Genomic DNA, 15317 nt, shown 5'->3' on the forward strand with positions numbered 1-15317 from the left:
ACAGTTTTGCCCCCCACGAAGCCCAAGCAAACCACCCGCCCCAAACACCGGCGATTAATCACCAACGCGAGCGGCGTCGGGGCGGTGGGGCCGGGGCGGGGCGTGTAGCGGCGCGCGCGGCGGAATCCGTAGGAGTCGCCGCAGGCGACGACGAGGATGAGCACGCGCTGTCCGGCGCCCGCGCGCCGGACAAGCCGCGTAGCCCCGCCCCGGCCCCACCGCCCCGACGCCGCGCCAAAAGAACCCATCCCCCCGGAAAGCCCCTCTAAGAAGGAGTATCCTTGCAACCTATCCAAAAGCACCGATAAAGCAACAAAAGAAATGACAGCAAAACTCCCCACCTGGCCCTATTCCCGTCATATCGCCCACCGCGGCGGCGGCCGCCTGGCGCCGGAGAACACCCTGGCCGCCATGCGCGTCGGCGCCGACCACGGCTTCACCATCTTCGAATACGACGTCAAGCTCAGCGCCGACAACATCCTGGTCTTGATGCACGACGACGGCGTCGACCGCACCTCCAACGGCCACGGCCCCGCCGCCGCCAAGACCTTCAGCGAACTCGCCCAGCTCGACTTCGGCAGCTGGCATTCCGCCCGCTACGCCGGCGAGCCCCTGCCCACCTTCGCCGCCGTCGCCCGCTACACCGTCGCCAACGGCATCGCCAGCAACGTCGAAATCAAGCCCTGCCCCGGCCGCGAAGCCGAAACCGGCACCGCCGTCGCCCTGGCCGCACGCGAACTCTGGAAAGACGCCGCCGTGCCGCCGCTGCTGTCGTCCTTTGCCGAAGAAGCCCTGCAGGCCGCCCGGGAAGTCGCGCCTGAACTGCCGCGCGCCCTGCTGGTTGAAAAAGTGCCCGCCGACTGGCTCGACCGCCTCGTCAAGTACGACTGCGTCGCCCTGAACATCAACCAGAAAGACGCCACCCGCGAACTGATCGACGCCGTGCACGCCGCCGGCTACCGCATCGCCGCCTGGACCGTCAACGACCCCGCGCGCGCCCAGCTGCTGCTCGACTGGGGTATCGACGGCATCTTCACCGACGAACTGGCCGCCATCGCGCCGGCCGCTTCCGCTTAAGGCGCCCGCCCCGTGTTCAGCTATCGCCACGCCTTCCATGCCGGCAACCACGCCGACGTCCTCAAGCACGCCATCCTGGTCCACACGCTGGACTACTTCAACCGCAAGGATGCACCGTACTGGGTCGTCGACACCCATGCCGGCGCCGGCCTCTACAGCCTGGACAGCGACTGGGCCGCCAAGACGTCCGAATTCGCAGACGGCATCGGCCGCCTCTGGGACCGCGACGACCTGCCGCCCCTGTTGGCCGACTACGTTGCCCGCATCCGCGCGTTCAACACCAACGGTCGCTTGAAGCGCTACCCCGGGTCGCCCTGGCTCACCCTGGATGCCCTGCGCCCGTCCGACCGCCTGCGCCTGTTCGAAATGCACCCCACCGAGATCGACGCATTGGTCGTCAACCTCGAACACCAGGGCCGCACGGCGCAGCGACAGACCACCATCTACGGCGACGACGGCTTCGAAGGCGTCAAGGCCCTCTTGCCGCCGCCCACGCGCCGCGGCATGGTCCTGATCGACCCTTCCTACGAAGACAAGAACGACTACCGCCGCACCTTGATCACCGTCAAGGAATGCATCAAGCGCTTTGCCACCGGCACCTTTGCCGTCTGGTATCCGCTGGTGCAGCGGCGCGAAGCCAGCGAAATGGCGCGCCACTTCGAAAACCTGAAGGTCAAGAGCTGGCTGCACGCGACCCTGACCGTCAAGAAGGCCACCATCGACGGCTACGGCCTGCATGGCAGCGGCATGTTCCTGGTCAACCCGCCCTGGACGCTGCACGATGCCCTGAAGCAGGCCATGCCTTACCTGGCCCGCGAACTGGGCCAGGACGACCGCGCCAGTTTCACGCTGCAATACCGCGAGAATCCGTTCCCGGTGCCCAAGAAGCAGTCCGACGACTGATTCCCGGCCAGGCGGCCCGCACGCCCGCCGCCGGTTCAGGACCCGCATGCAAGAAGGGCTGCCCCATCGACGGGGCAGCCCTTCTTGTTCATTGCCGCGCGGATCAGGCCGTGGCGCCTTCCGCTTCCACCTGGCGCAGCGCTTCCTGCGCGCGGGCCAGCTTGGCCGCGGCGTCGCGCAGCGCGGTGCGCAGCCCTTCTTCGATCACCGGATGGTAGAACGGCATTTCCAGCATGCGCGCCACGGTCAGCTCCTGCTGCACGGCCCAGGCCAGCAGGTGGCCAATATGCTCGGCGCTGGGGCCGACCATTTCCGCCCCCAGGAAGCGGCCCGTCGCGATATCCGCATACACATGCAGCAGGCCACGGTTCTTCAGCATCACTCGCGAACGGCCCTGGTCGCTGAAATCCACCTCGCCCGTCACGAACGTGCCCGGCGTCAGGCGGCCATGGCCCTGGCCTGCCAGCGCAATCTGCGGGTCCGAGAACACCACCGCCAGCGGCGCGCGGCGCAAGCCCTGGCGCACCTCGGGATAGCGGGCCGCATTTTCGCCCGCGATGCGGCCTTCGTCGGCGGCTTCGTGCAGCAAGGGCGCATCGGCGTTGGCATCACCGGCGATGAAAATGGCCGAATCGCCCGCCTGCATCGTTTCACGGTCGAACAGCGGCACCCCCTGCGCGTTCAGTTGCAGCGAGGTGTTCTCCAGCCCCAGCCCATCCACATTCGGGCGGCGGCCGGTGGCCACCAGCGCGTAATCGAAGCGCTCGGTGCGTTCGCTGTTGTCCAGCGCCACGTAGCGCACTTCCACTTCGTCGCCCACGCGCTGCGTTTCCAGCACCCGGGCATCCGGGTCCAGGTAGAACTCGCGCTGGAAGATCTTGCGCGCGCTGTGGCGCACCTGCGGGTCGCTGATGCCGCCCAGGCTGCCGCTGACGCCGAACACGCGCACCTCTACACCCAATCGCGCCAGCGCCTGGCCCAGTTCCAGCCCGATCACCCCCGGGCCGAACACGGCCACGCGGCGCGGCAGGTCGTCCCAGGCAAACACGTCGTCGTTCAACACCAGCCGGTCGCCCAGCCCGCGGAACGGCGGCGGCACCGCCGGGCGCGAGCCCGTCGCGATGACCACGCGGGACGCGTGGATCTCGGTGTGTTCATCCACCCGCAACACCGTGTCGGACACGAAGCGGGCGTAGCCGCGGATCTTGTCTTCGGCGGGAATGTTCTCGACGCCCTCGAGCACGAAGCCCACGAAGCGGTCGCGTTCGCGCTTGACGCGGTCCATCACGGCCACGCCGTCCACGGCGATCTCGCCCTGCACCTGCACGCCAAATGCCTCGGTGTGGGCGGCGTTGTGGGCCGCTTCGGCCGCGGCGATCAGCAGCTTGGACGGCATGCAGCCGACGCGGGCGCAGGTGGTGCCATAGGGGCCGCCTTCGATCAGCAGCGCGCGCTTGCCCGCGGCCTTCGCGGCGCGGTAGGCGGCCAGGCCGGCGGTGCCGGCGCCAAGAACGGCGATATCGGTGTGCAGAGTCTTCATCTATCAGGTCCCCCGGTTGTCACGTGGAGCAATGGTTTCAAAGGCGGATTCCGCCTTGTTGCGCACCCTCGGGACGAGCGTCGCCCCGCCGCCCCGAAAAGGGGCCGCACGAAGATGCGAAACAAGGGAAACCGGCGCGCCGGACCGCGCAGGGCGGCCCGGCGGCGGGAAGCGGCGTCGTGCCGCTTCCCCGCCAGCAATCAGACGGGCTTAGGCGAAGTGCGCCTTCAGGTCGTCCAGGCCGCCGATCAGCGTGCCATTGATGAACACCTGGGGAGCGGTGCCCTTGCCGGACACGGCGCCGATCACACGGCCGCGGACCTTGTTTTCCAGCGGGATCTCGATCGGGGCGTAGCCCTTGCTGTCCAGCAGCGCCTTGGCTTCGACGCAGAACGGGCAGCCCGGCTTGGAGAACACGACCACCTGGTCGGGCTTCTTGGCCGACGGGGCGACGTGCGCCAGCATGGTGTCGGCGTCCGACACTTCAAACGGGTCGCCTTCCTTTTCGGGCTCGATGAACATCTTCTGGACCACGCCGTCCTTGACCAGCATGGAATAGCGCCAGCTGCGCTTGCCGAAGCCCAGGTCGCTCTTGTCGACCAGCATGCCCATGCCTTCGGTGAACTCACCGTTGCCGTCGGGCAAGAGCGTGATGTTGGCCGATTCCTGGTCCTTGGCCCATTCGTTCATGACGAAGGTGTCGTTGACGGACACGCAGACGATGCTGTCGACGCCGGCTTCGAAGAAGGCCGGGGCCAGTTCGTTGTAGCGCGGCAGGTGGGTGGACGAGCAGGTCGGCGTGAACGCGCCGGGAAGCGAAAAGACCACGACCGTCTTGTTCTTGAACAGGTCGTCGGACGTGAGCTTTTTCCAGGTGTTGCCCTCGCGGACGGGGAACGTTACGTTGGGAACACGTTGGCCTTCACGGTTTTGCAGCATTCAATCTCTCCTTGGGTAGCGGGGTTTGTTTAACCACCATGGAAAGAATGATAAATCTGATCTATCAATTATTCAAATTTAATAAATTTACTTGATCGATAGATTTTGGTAATTACGAAATAGCCGCCGCCAGAAGTTTTCTATCATACCCTTCCAGCGGCGGACTGGCCTCAGACGCGCTGCGGCTCGTAGCCCGCGTCGCGGATGGCGGCCTCGACCTTGTCGGCCTGGTCCGTGCCGCTGACGGTCACGCGGTGGCTGGGCAGGTCCACGGCCACGGTCGCGCCGGGCGCCGCCGCATTGACCGCGCCGGTGATGGTCTTGACGCAATGGCCGCAGGTCATGTCGGGGACTTGGAATTCGATGCTCATGCTGTTCTCCAGGAATTTCAGGTTGGCCGCGCCGGTTGCTTGCGCGAGCTTGAACCCAGCTTAAACCTTCCCATTATAGGAAGGTCAAGCGTAGAATACACCTTGACCTTCCCATCATGGGAAGGATGACACTGTGGGTTCCCTTCCCACCGAGACTGCCATGAGCGCTGCCATCCCTGCCCCTTCCGTCGAGCTGGAACTTGCCATCGAAGGCATGACCTGCGCGTCCTGCGTGAAGCGCGTGGAAAAAGCCCTGACCCGCGTGCCGGGCGTGGCCCAGGCCCAGGTCAACCTGGCCACCGAACGCGCCCTGGTCGCGTATGACCCGCAGACCGCCCAGCCCGACGCCCTGGTCCAGGCTGTGGTGAAGATGGGCTACGAGGCCCGCCCCATCGCCGCCCAGGACGACCACGCCGAACGCCAATCCGAAGCCCGCGACGCCGAAGCGCGGCGCCTGCAACACGCCTTCATGGCCGCGCTGGTGCTGACGCTGCCCGTGTTCGTGCTGGAAATGGGCTCGCACCTGATTCCCGCCCTGCATCACTGGGTGCTGGGCACCATCGGCCAGCAGAACAGCTGGCTGCTGCAATTCGTGCTGACCACGGCCGTGCTGGCCTGGCCCGGCCGCCACTTCTTCAGCAAGGGCCTGACCGCGCTGTGGCGCCGCGCGCCGGAAATGAATTCGCTGGTGGCCCTGGGCGCGGGCGCGGCGTGGGGCTATTCGGTCGTGGCGACCTTTGCGCCCGACTGGCTGCCAGAAGCCGCCCGCAACGTCTATTACGAGGCCGCCGCCGTCATCGTCACGCTGATCTTGCTTGGCCGCACGCTGGAAGCCCGCGCCAAGGGCAAGACGGGCGCCGCCATCAAGCGGTTGATCGGCCTGCAGCCGCGCACCGCGCGCGTGCTGCGCGATGGCCAGCCGCAGGACGTCGAGATCGAACAGGTGCGCCGCGGCGACCTCGTGCTGGTGCGCCCCGGCGAAAAGATTCCGCTGGACGGCGAGATCATCGAAGGCAGTTCCTACGTCGATGAATCGATGCTGACCGGCGAACCGGTGCCCGTCGAAAAGCAGCCGGGCATGCAGGCCACCGGCGGCACGCTCAATACCTCGGGCAGCTTCACGCTGCGCGTTACCCACACCGGCGCGGACACCATGCTGGCGCGCATCATCCGCATGGTCGAGGCCGCCCAGGGCGCGCGCCTGCCGATCCAGGCACTGGTCGATCAGGTCACCGCCTGGTTCGTGCCGGCCGTGATGGCGGCCGCGCTGCTGACCTTCCTGGCCTGGTTCTTCCTGGGGCCGACGCCGGCGCTGTCGCATGCGCTGGTCAATGCCGTGGCCGTGCTGATCATCGCCTGCCCCTGCGCGATGGGCCTGGCCACGCCCACGTCCATCATGGTGGGCACCGGCCGCGCCGCAGAAATGGGCGTGCTGTTCCGCCAGGGCGACGCCTTGCAGACGCTGCGCGACGTCAATGTGGTGGCGTTCGACAAGACCGGCACGCTGACCCTGGGCAAACCCACCCTGACCGAACTGGAAGCGGCCGCCGGCTACCGCGATGAAGACGTGCTGCTGTGGGTCGCGTCGGTGCAGGCGCGGTCCGAACACCCGATCGCGCTCGCCATCGTCGATGCCGCGGCCGAGCGCAAGCTGACGCTGCTGCCCGCTGACGGCTTTGCCGCCATCACCGGCGCGGGCGTCGAGGCCTCGGTGGCCGGCAAGCGCGTGCTGGCCGGCGCCGACCGGCTGATGCGCGAGCGCGGCGTGGACGTCAGCGCCTTCGGCCAACGCGCCGAGCGCTGGGGCAATGAAGGCAAGACGCCCATCTACGTGGCCATCGACGGCCAGGCCGCCGCCATGATCGCCGTGACCGACCCCATCAAGCCGTCGGCCGTGGACGCCATTGCCGCGCTGCATGCGCAAGGCCTGAAGACCGCCATGATCACCGGCGACAACCGCCATACGGCCCAGGCCGTGGCGCGCCAGTTGGGCATCGATGAAGTGCGCGCCGAGGTCCTGCCCGACGGCAAGGTCGAGGCCATCACCGCATTGCGCGCCGGCGGCCGCAAGGTGGCCTTCGTGGGCGACGGCATCAATGACGCACCGGCGCTGGCCGCCGCCGATACCGGCATTGCCATCGGCACGGGCACCGACGTCGCCATCGAAGCCGCCTCGGTGGTGCTGATGGCCGACGATCTGCACGGCGTGCCCAACGCCATCGCGCTCAGCCGCGCCACGCTGGCCAACATTCGCCAGAACCTGTTCTGGGCCTTTGCCTACAACGCCGCCTTGATTCCGTTGGCGGCAGGCGCGCTGTATCCGGCCTTCGGACTGTCGTTGTCGCCCATCTTCGCGGCCGGCGCCATGGCGCTGTCCAGTGTGTTCGTGCTGGGCAACGCACTGCGCCTGAAGACCTTCCGGCCGCATGCGGCCCACTGATCCCTCGCCCCCAAGGAGGCCATTGCATGAACATCGGACAAGCCGCGCAAGCCTCGGGCATCTCGGCCAAGATGATCCGCTACTACGAAAGCATCGGCCTGATCGGCCCGGCGCTGCGCAAGGACTCGGGTTACCGCGTCTACAGCGAAAACGACCTGCACACGCTGCGCTTCGTACGCCGGGCGCGCGACCTGGGGTTTTCAGTCGAGCAGATGAACGGGCTGCTGGCGCTATGGAAAGACCGCAGCCGCGCCAGCGCCGACGTGAAACGCATTGCGCTGGAACACGTCGAGGAACTGGAACGCAAGGCCTGCGCCCTGCGCGACATGGCGGCCACGCTCAAGCATCTGGCGCAGCACTGCCATGGCGATGACCGGCCTGACTGCCCGATCCTGGAGAATCTGGGCGGGCCTCAGCAGGTCGGATAGCAGCGTTTTCGGAAGACATGGCCGGCGTAGTCAACGCGCGGCCCCAAAGCAAGGCGGCCCCGAAGGGCCGCCTTTTTCACATCAGGCCTTATCCGGCTGCCCGGGCTCGGCTTGGGCCATTTCGGTTTGGGCCATTTCGGCCTGGGGCGCTTGCGCCTCGGCCGCAACGCGTGCATGGTACGCGTCGGTGGCGGCCTGCTTGGCCGCCTTCTTTTCAGCCGCGGCAGCAGCTTTCTCGGCTTCTGCCGCCATCGTCTCGGCCGCCTGCTGGATGGCGCGCAGACGCGCGTTTTCCTGCACCTGCAAGACGCCCGCGGCGTCCAGCGATTCGAATACCGCGATGGATTCCACGTGACCGGTGTGCGGGAACATATTGATGACGCCCGCGCTCTTGAGCAGGTAGCCGCCCTCGTGCACCAGGATCGACGCATCGCGCGCCAGCGTGGCCGGGTTACAGGACACGTAGACGATGCGGCGCGGCCGCTCTTCCGGCGTCAACTGCGCCAGTGCCTGCGACACCGCATGGGCGCCTTCGCGCGGCGGGTCGATCAGCATGCGATCGAAGAACCCCAGGCTGCGCAGCCAGTGCGCGTCGACTTCGAACAGGTTCAGGGTCGAGAAGCTGGTGCGATCGGCCAGGCCGTGGCGCGCGGCGGCATCGAAAGCCCGGTCGGTCAGCGCCTTGCTGCCTTCCACGCCCACGGCCTCGCGGGCCTGGGTCGCCAGCGGCAGCGTGAAGTTGCCCAGGCCGCAGAACAGGTCAGCCACGCGGTCGGTGGGCTGCACGTCCAGCAACTTGAGCGCGCGCGACACCATGGCGCGGTTGATGGCATGGTTGACCTGCGTGAAGTCGGTCGGCCGGTACGGCATGCGCAGGCCGAATTCGGGCATGGTGTAGGCCAGCGCGTCGCCGTGTTCGCGCACCAGCGGGTGCACGGTATCGGGACCCTTGGGCTGCAGCCACCACTGCACGTTGTGCTTGTCCGCAAAGGCGCGCAGCACGGCGATGTCGTTGTCGGTCAGGGGCAGCAGATGGCGCAGCACCAGCGCGGTGACGCCGTCGCCCAGCGACACTTCCACCTGCGGCAGGCGGTCGGGCGCGGACATCGACGCGATCATGGCGCGCAGCGGCATCAGGAGGTCGCTGACGTGGCGCGGCAGTACGTGGCATTCGCGCATGTCGGCCACGTAGCTGCTCTTGCGCTCGTGAAAGCCGACCAGCACGCCGCCCTTCTTGGGCACCACGCGCACCGACAGGCGCGCACGATAGCGGTAGCCCCAGGTGGGACCTTGCAGCGGCGGCAGGATGCGCGCCGGGCGCAGCTTGCCCACGTGCCAGAAGGTGTCTTCCAGCGAACGTTGCTTGATCGCGACCTGGGTGCTGGGCTCCAGGTGCTGCATGGCACAGCCGCCACAGACGCCGAAATGGGGGCAGCGCGGCACGACCCGCTGCGACGAAGGCCGCCGCACTTCGTCCACGCGCGCGATTTCATAGGACGGCTTGCGGCGCACGGTCACCGCCGTGACCTGCTCGCCCGGCAAGGCGCCTTCCACGAATATGACCTTGCCATCGCGGCGGGCAATGCCCCGGGCTTCCAGATCCAGGGATTCGATACTCAAAACGTCAGACATCTCACGCAGTCCAGATTTACACGCAACCCGGCATTGTAAAAGGATTCAGGCCGGCTGCCGTTGCGGCGTCCGGGCGACCTGGCCTCGCAGCGCCGCCGCGGCTGCCAGGGCGGCCGCCGCCCCCGCCAGCGGCAACCAAGCCAGGCCGCCCGCGGCGATCACCCCGCTGCCCAGCGCCCCGCCCAGGGCGGTGCCCAGGTTGAACGAGGCGATGTTCAGCCCCGCGGCGGCCGCGGTGGACGCCGGCACGTAGCGGCGCGCCAAGGTCAGGAGCCGCAACGTCAGCAGCGTGACGATGGCGAAAAAGCATAGCCCCAGCAGGCCGGCCAGCGCGGCCACCGCCAATGGCCCATGTCGCAGCCCATATAGCGCCCCCAGGTTAAGCGCCAGCGCCGCCAGGGCCCATTGCGTGCTGCGGTCGGGCTGGGCCGCATCCGCCAGCCAGCCGCCCAGCAGATTGCCGCCGATCGAACACAGGCCGAACAGCAGCATCGCCAGGCTGAGCCAGCGGATGTCCGACCCGGCCACCTGCAGCAGAAAGGGGGAAATGAAGGTGAAAAACGAAAACGTGGCCACGCTGACCAGTGCGCCGACGCCCGCCGTCATCAGCAATTGAGGATGCCCCAATGCCCGCAATGCCGCCGCCGCACCTGCGGCCGGCGTGTCTGTCGAGCGCGCCGGCATCAGTGCCAGCAGCCCGCCCGCCCCCAGCAGGCCCAACCCCGCCATCGCCAGGAACACGGCCCGCCACGACCACACGCTGCCCAGATAGGTACCCAGCGGCACCCCGGCGGCGAGCGCCAGCGTCAGGCCCAGCCAGACCACCGACAGCGCCCTGCCCGCTCGCGCCGGTCCGGCCAGGCGTGTGGCAGCATCCGAGGCCACCGCCATGAAGACGCCGTGCGCCAGCCCCACCACGAAACGCATGGCCAACAAGCCTGCCAACGTGGACGACAGGCTGATGACGACGCTGCCGGCCGTCAAGACCGCCATCGCAAGGCCCAGCGTGCGGCGGTCTGGCCAACGCGCCGCCAGCGCCGTCAGGAACGGCGCGCCAAGGGCGGCGCCAAAGGCGTAGGCGGCTATCGCCGTGCCGACCGCTTCGACGCGGGCATGCAGATCGTCGGCCATGGCCGACACCAGGCCGGCCACGACGAATTCGGACAGCCCGAAGGCAAAAGTGCAAAGCGAGAAAACATAGACAGCGACAGGCATGGCGAATCCAGGGCACGGGCCCGGTGATGAGCAATACCCGAAAGCTTAGGAAGGGTCGCGCGGTTCGTAAAATATCTTATTTATCGCCGAACAAGACCTAAAAAATCTTATTTGTCCATTCGGCCAGCCGGGTCGCGGCACCACGGGTTTGCGGACCCCGCCTTAGCGCGGCATGGCCTCGCGCACCGCCTCGATGAAGCGGTCGCGCACCGGCGATGCTCGCGCATGGTTCCACGCCATCAACAGGTCCAGATGCAGCAGGTCGGCCGGCGCATCGGCGACCAGCGGCTTGAACACGATGTCGCTACGGCCCGGCACCGCCAACGACGCCGGCAGCAAGGCAACGCCGAAACCGGCGGCCACCAGCGCCACCAAGGTCTGCAGCTGGCGGCCGTGCTGCCCCACGCGGGGTGCAAAGCCCGCGGTCTGGCACAACTGCACCAACTGGTCATGAAAGCCCTGCCCCAGCGCCCGCGGCGAGGCCACGAAGGCCTCGTGGGCCAGGTCCGCCAATGCCACCCGGGCCTGCCCGGACAGCGGATGGCCGGCAGGCAGCGCCACCGCAATGGGCTCGCGCAGGATCGTGTGGAAACTCAGGTCCAATGTGGTGGTGCCCGGCGTGCGCAGAAAACCGACATCGGCCGCCCCGCTTTCCAGGGCCGCCACCTGCTCGCGCGTGGACGCCTCGCGCAGCGTGAACGCCACCGCGGGCGCCGCCGTGCGGAAATCACGCAAGGCCCGCAGCAGCGCTTCGTAGGGCGTGATGTTGATGAAGGTCAGCGTCAGATGCCCGTCGATGCCTTGCGACACCCGGCGCGTGTGGGCCACGCCTTCTTCCAGCGACGCCAGCGTACGCCGCGCGGTGTCCAGGAAGGCCGTGCCGGCCGGCGTCAGCGCCACATTGCGGTTGTTGCGTTCGAACAGGGGCGCCCCGACCTCGGCTTCCAGCCGGCGTATCGCCTGGCTGAGCGGCGGCTGGGCCATGTGCAGGCGTTCCGCGGCGCGGTTGAAGTGCAGTTCCTCGGCGACCGCAATGAATTGGCGTAGCAAGCGAGTTTCGATCATTGATATGGCTGGCGTCTTATTAGCACCACGACAGTATATTTTTTATCTGCCCGCCATAAAAAAGGGGGACTTGCCGGAGACGGCCCATCAGGCAGTCTCCATCAAGCCCCCCAAAGCCGGCGCCGGTCAGGGCGCCGCCACGGATAGTGGGAAGATCAGAACGAACGCGACACCGAGAACACCGCGCCCAGGCGGCCCGACGGATGGCCGTACTTGGTCGGCAGCCAGTTGTCCTTGCTGGCGCCGACCGCGGCCAGCCCCAGCACCCAGCCCTTCAGGTCCTTGGTGACACCCAGCTTGTAGTCGACATAGCCGCTGATGGAATCGCCGTCCATGTTGACCTGGTTCTTCAGCTTCTGGTAGCCGACGTGGCCGACCAGGCCCCAGCCGTCGCCCAGGTCGAAGTTCGCGGTGCCGTCCAGGTACCAGGTGCCCTTGCTGTCCGGCGTACTGAAGAAGTCGCTGGGCGTGTAGGAGTACTTGAGGGTGTAGTTGGCATAGGTGCCGGCCAGGTACAGGTCGGTGTTGTTGTAGTTGCCGCCCTTGGGCGAGCTGGAACCCGGGTAGTAGTAGTGCAGCACGCCGGCATCCAGCGTGAAGCCCCCGCCCACGTCGCCCTTCCAGCCGCCGTAGAAGTCCATTTCCAGGTTGCCGTCGGTGAAGACGAAGTTGGACACATTGGAGTTCCAGTTGCCCAGGTAGAAGCCGGAACTGTGGGTCAGGTCGATGCCCAGTTGCGCGGCGGGACGGAAGTCCGTCTGCGAATAACCGCGGAAGCGGTAGTCGCTGGCGATCGTGGCATTGCCGCTGAGCGAAAAACCGCCGCCCAGGTCGGTGGGTTCGGCCTGCGCCGTCACAGCGAAACAAGCGGCAAGCACAGCGGGCAAGGCTAGCAACGTCTTCTTCATGGTGCGGTGTCCTGATCGGATTTAACGAGGAGGAGGACGGCCAGAGGCGCATCCATCAAACCGGTCTTGCAACGGCGGGTAACCGGGTCCCTTTCCTTCAAGCAAGGTCCGTGCCAGGTTTCAATCACGTGTCGGACGGCTGGCAGCGCGCTGAAAGCGCACGGCGCGCGCACCGGATTGGTGCACCGCGGTGCGCGCGCAGGCAGCGGCGCATCAAAATGGGGCTTGCGCGCCCCGGCGACGCCGCGCAAAAGAAAACCCCGGCGTGCGCTCGGCAGGCCGGGGGGGCTGTGGGCCGCACCCGCGTTTCGCGGGGTGGACCGGCGGGGCGCACCCGACGGCGGGGACCGCGGGTGCGTTGCTGGCGCGCGGGGCGCCGGCCGCTTAGTTGGCTGCGGGAGGCGCCGGGGGCGGCGGCACCGCGCCCGGGGGGTTGCCCGGACCCTTGCCGTGACGGCCTTCCATCTTGGCATGGCGTTCCTGCATCTTGGCCTGGCGTTCCTTGACCAGTTGGGTCACCTGGGCACGCTGGGCGTCGTTCAGGCTATCCCACACGGCCAGCCATTGGTCGCGCACCTGCTTGGCCTGCGAACCGAATTGCTCGCGGGACTTGTCGGTCTGGTCGGCCAGGGCGTGCGGATCGAGCTTGCCGGCATCCAGCTGCGCCTTGAGCAGGTCGTGGCGTTGGCCGCCCGATGCACGCATGGCGTCGCGCAGGCCGCGTTGGCCGTCCTGTGCCGTCTTGAGCAGGGCTTGCTGCTTGTCGTCCAGCTTGAGTTGGTCGACCTGTGCCTTGGACACGGGGCCCAGGCCCGGGATCCACAGGCCGTCGCGCATGCCCTTGTGGAAGCCGTCGCCGTGGCGGCCTTCGTGCATGGCGGCAGGGCCGCCATCGGCGGGCGGAGCCGCCATCACGGTGCCGGCCAGCAAGCCGCCCGAGGCGGCGACCATGGCCAGGGCAGCCAAGTTGGAGCGGATAGCGAATCGGGACATGTAGGTCTCCTGAAAGTGAAGAAAGCGAGGCCATTGTGCGATTCGCCCGGTTTCATCCAGGTTTCGCTGGCGCAAGCTATGTTTCAGTCGATTGCGTATGCCCGGACGTGCAAACGGAGCCCGCGGGCTCCGTTTGGGTGCAAGACCATTGCGTGGAAATCAGCTGGCGTCCCACGCGGCCAGGTATTCCTTCCAGTGCGGCGCATCGCTGGCCGACAGGGTGTCGCGCACCAGCGCGATTTCGGCGTCGTAGGCGGTGCGGTCAAGCTCGCCGCGCAGGAAACGAAAGCGGCAATACACCAGCCAGGTGTTGACGACGTCGGTTTCGCAATAGGCGCGCACCTCGTCGGCGCGGCCGCTGCTCCAGGCTTCCCAGACCTTGCTGCCGTCCATGCCCAGCTTGCCGGGAAAACCGCAGAGCTTGGCCAGTTCGTCGAGCGGCGCGTTGGCGCGGCCGTTGTACTTGGCCAGCACGTCCATCAGGTCCAGGTGGCGATTGTGATAGCGCGAGATATAGTTGTTGAACTTGAAATCGCGATCTTCTTCGCCCATATCCCAGTAGCGCGGCGCGGGCACGCCCTGGATCAGGCTGCGGTAGTGCAGCACCGGCAGGTCAAAGCCCGAACCGTTCCAGCTCACCAGCTTGGGCGTGTAGCGTTCGATGGTCTTGAAGAAACCCGCCAGCAACGCCGCTTCGGGGTCATCGGCCTGGCCCAGCGTCTTGACGCGAAAGCCCTGGTCGTCGCGAAACACGCAGCCCACCACCGCCACCTTGTGCAGGTGCAGCGGCAGGAAGTCGTGGCCCACGGCTTCGCGGCGGGCCGTGAGCGCGCGTTCGACGACCTCGTGGTCAGGCACGTCGGCGCCCCAGCCGTTCAGCTTGCGCAGGCCATCCGCGTCGGGAATGGTTTCAAGGTCGAAAACCAGCGTGGGCGTCATTTGGCGGGCAGGTACTGCATCGGATCCACGGGCGTGCCCTGGCGGCGGATCTCGAAATGCAGGCGCGGCGACGTGGTGTCGCTTTGGCCGATTTCGGCGATCTTGGCGCCACGCTTGACGTCCTGGCCGGTCTTCACGAGCAGCGTGCGGTTGTGCGCATACGCCGTGATGAAGCCGTTCTGGTGGTTCACGATGATGAGGTTGCCCAGGCCGCGCACGCCGTTGCCGCTGTACATGACCTTGCCATCCGCCGCAGCGGTGACCGGGTCGCCCAGCGCGCCGGCGATGTCGATGCCTTTGCTGTTGTTGTTGAAGCCCTGCATGATCTGGCCGCCGGCCGGCCAGGCCCAGTTGATGACGCTGGCATCGGCCGCGCGCGTGACCGGTTTGGTTTCCGTCGGCGTGGCTGCGGGCGTGGGCGGCGGCAACGAGGCCACGGCGGTGCCGGACGTGTCGGCCGGCTGGTCCAGCGGACGCGGCTGCGCCTTGTTGCTGGCGATGGGCGCGGGCTGCGCCGTGCCGCCCGAGCCACCGGACATCTTCAGCACCTGCCCCACCGAAATCTGGTTGGGATCGCTGAGGTTGTTCCAGCGCTTGACGCTTTCGATGTCCACGTTATTGGCGCGGGCGATCTTGTAAAGGGTGTCGCCCGGCTTGACGACATAGCTGCCGCCGGGTTGCGTCGGGGCGGACGGCTGTCCGCCAGCAAGGTCGACGACCGGGGCGCGGGTACCTTTTGATGCGCAGCCGGCCAGGATGGCCAGGCTGAGAACACCGGCCACGAAAATCGGGCGGCGCAGGCGCGTCATGGACACGCCCATGGTCAGATCGGTCAGTTGCAACTGCCCGTTGAGCATACGTTTCTCC

The 15317-nt window shown here is 67.3% G+C and carries 14 protein-coding genes; 4 read left to right on the top strand and 10 right to left on the bottom strand.

Translation table 11 applies throughout. The features are described from left to right. Nucleotides 1-321 precede the first annotated feature (321 nt). Together ugpQ and ACUDP5_RS15140 are read left to right on the top strand one after the other, a co-directional pair. Nucleotides 322-1077: a glycerophosphodiester phosphodiesterase gene (gene ugpQ, locus ACUDP5_RS15135; RefSeq protein WP_445656454.1), complete on the top strand. Its 756-nt coding sequence runs from the start codon at nucleotides 322-324 to the stop codon at nucleotides 1075-1077. 12 nt (nucleotides 1078-1089) lie between these two features. Continuing rightward, nucleotides 1090-1980 (top strand): 23S rRNA (adenine(2030)-N(6))-methyltransferase RlmJ, encoded by an 891-nt coding sequence (locus tag ACUDP5_RS15140; RefSeq protein WP_263913304.1) that lies wholly within the window; start codon nucleotides 1090-1092, stop codon nucleotides 1978-1980. Between the two features lie 103 nt (nucleotides 1981-2083). Here the strand turns inward: ACUDP5_RS15140 and ACUDP5_RS15145 are convergent, their stop codons facing one another. The 3 genes from ACUDP5_RS15145 to ACUDP5_RS15155 all read right to left on the bottom strand — a co-directional run bounded on the left by ACUDP5_RS15145 (nucleotide 2084) and on the right by ACUDP5_RS15155 (nucleotide 4830). Further along, a complete protein-coding gene (locus ACUDP5_RS15145) occupies nucleotides 2084-3520 on the bottom strand; it encodes a dihydrolipoyl dehydrogenase (RefSeq protein ID WP_263913303.1) in 1437 nt (478 codons plus the stop codon). A 210-nt stretch (nucleotides 3521-3730) separates the two neighbouring features. Next, nucleotides 3731-4459, bottom strand: coding sequence for a glutathione peroxidase (locus ACUDP5_RS15150; protein ID WP_263913302.1), 729 nt, complete (start codon nucleotides 4457-4459; stop codon nucleotides 3731-3733). Between the two features lie 170 nt (nucleotides 4460-4629). Then, complete coding sequence (locus ACUDP5_RS15155; protein ID WP_175193763.1) at nucleotides 4630-4830, bottom strand: heavy-metal-associated domain-containing protein; 201 nt, start codon at nucleotides 4828-4830, stop codon at nucleotides 4630-4632. Nucleotides 4831-4990: 160 nt separating this feature from the next. Between ACUDP5_RS15155 and ACUDP5_RS15160 the strand changes: the two genes are divergently transcribed. Both ACUDP5_RS15160 and cueR read left to right on the top strand, forming a co-directional pair. After that, complete coding sequence (locus ACUDP5_RS15160; protein WP_445656455.1) at nucleotides 4991-7270, top strand: heavy metal translocating P-type ATPase; 2280 nt, start codon at nucleotides 4991-4993, stop codon at nucleotides 7268-7270. A gap of 26 nt (nucleotides 7271-7296) precedes the next feature. Further along, nucleotides 7297-7698: a Cu(I)-responsive transcriptional regulator gene (gene cueR, locus ACUDP5_RS15165; RefSeq protein ID WP_263913299.1), complete on the top strand. Its 402-nt coding sequence runs from the start codon at nucleotides 7297-7299 to the stop codon at nucleotides 7696-7698. 81 nt (nucleotides 7699-7779) lie between these two features. On the opposite strand, the gene rlmD is transcribed toward cueR, so the two are convergent. The 7 genes from rlmD to ACUDP5_RS15200 all read right to left on the bottom strand — a co-directional run bounded on the left by rlmD (nucleotide 7780) and on the right by ACUDP5_RS15200 (nucleotide 15307). Continuing rightward, entirely contained in the window at nucleotides 7780-9330 is a 1551-nt protein-coding gene (gene rlmD / locus ACUDP5_RS15170) for a 23S rRNA (uracil(1939)-C(5))-methyltransferase RlmD (RefSeq protein WP_445656456.1), read from the bottom strand. A gap of 45 nt (nucleotides 9331-9375) precedes the next feature. Beyond that, complete coding sequence (locus tag ACUDP5_RS15175; RefSeq protein WP_263913297.1) at nucleotides 9376-10545, bottom strand: MFS transporter; 1170 nt, start codon at nucleotides 10543-10545, stop codon at nucleotides 9376-9378. A 162-nt stretch (nucleotides 10546-10707) separates the two neighbouring features. Next, entirely contained in the window at nucleotides 10708-11610 is a 903-nt protein-coding gene (locus tag ACUDP5_RS15180) for a LysR substrate-binding domain-containing protein (RefSeq protein ID WP_445656457.1), read from the bottom strand. Nucleotides 11611-11765: 155 nt separating this feature from the next. Beyond that, complete coding sequence (locus ACUDP5_RS15185; RefSeq protein WP_263913295.1) at nucleotides 11766-12518, bottom strand: TorF family putative porin; 753 nt, start codon at nucleotides 12516-12518, stop codon at nucleotides 11766-11768. Nucleotides 12519-12902: 384 nt separating this feature from the next. Further along, complete coding sequence (locus ACUDP5_RS15190) at nucleotides 12903-13511, bottom strand: periplasmic heavy metal sensor (RefSeq protein WP_445656458.1); 609 nt, start codon at nucleotides 13509-13511, stop codon at nucleotides 12903-12905. Between the two features lie 159 nt (nucleotides 13512-13670). Beyond that, complete coding sequence (locus tag ACUDP5_RS15195; protein WP_263913293.1) at nucleotides 13671-14450, bottom strand: 3'-5' exonuclease; 780 nt, start codon at nucleotides 14448-14450, stop codon at nucleotides 13671-13673. Further along, complete coding sequence (locus ACUDP5_RS15200; RefSeq protein ID WP_263913292.1) at nucleotides 14447-15307, bottom strand: peptidoglycan DD-metalloendopeptidase family protein; 861 nt, start codon at nucleotides 15305-15307, stop codon at nucleotides 14447-14449. Before ACUDP5_RS15200 ends, ACUDP5_RS15195 begins: the two co-directional genes overlap by 4 nt. Nucleotides 15308-15317 lie beyond the last annotated feature (10 nt).

It is taken from the genome of Achromobacter sp. NCFB-sbj8-Ac1-l (assembly GCF_052695805.1).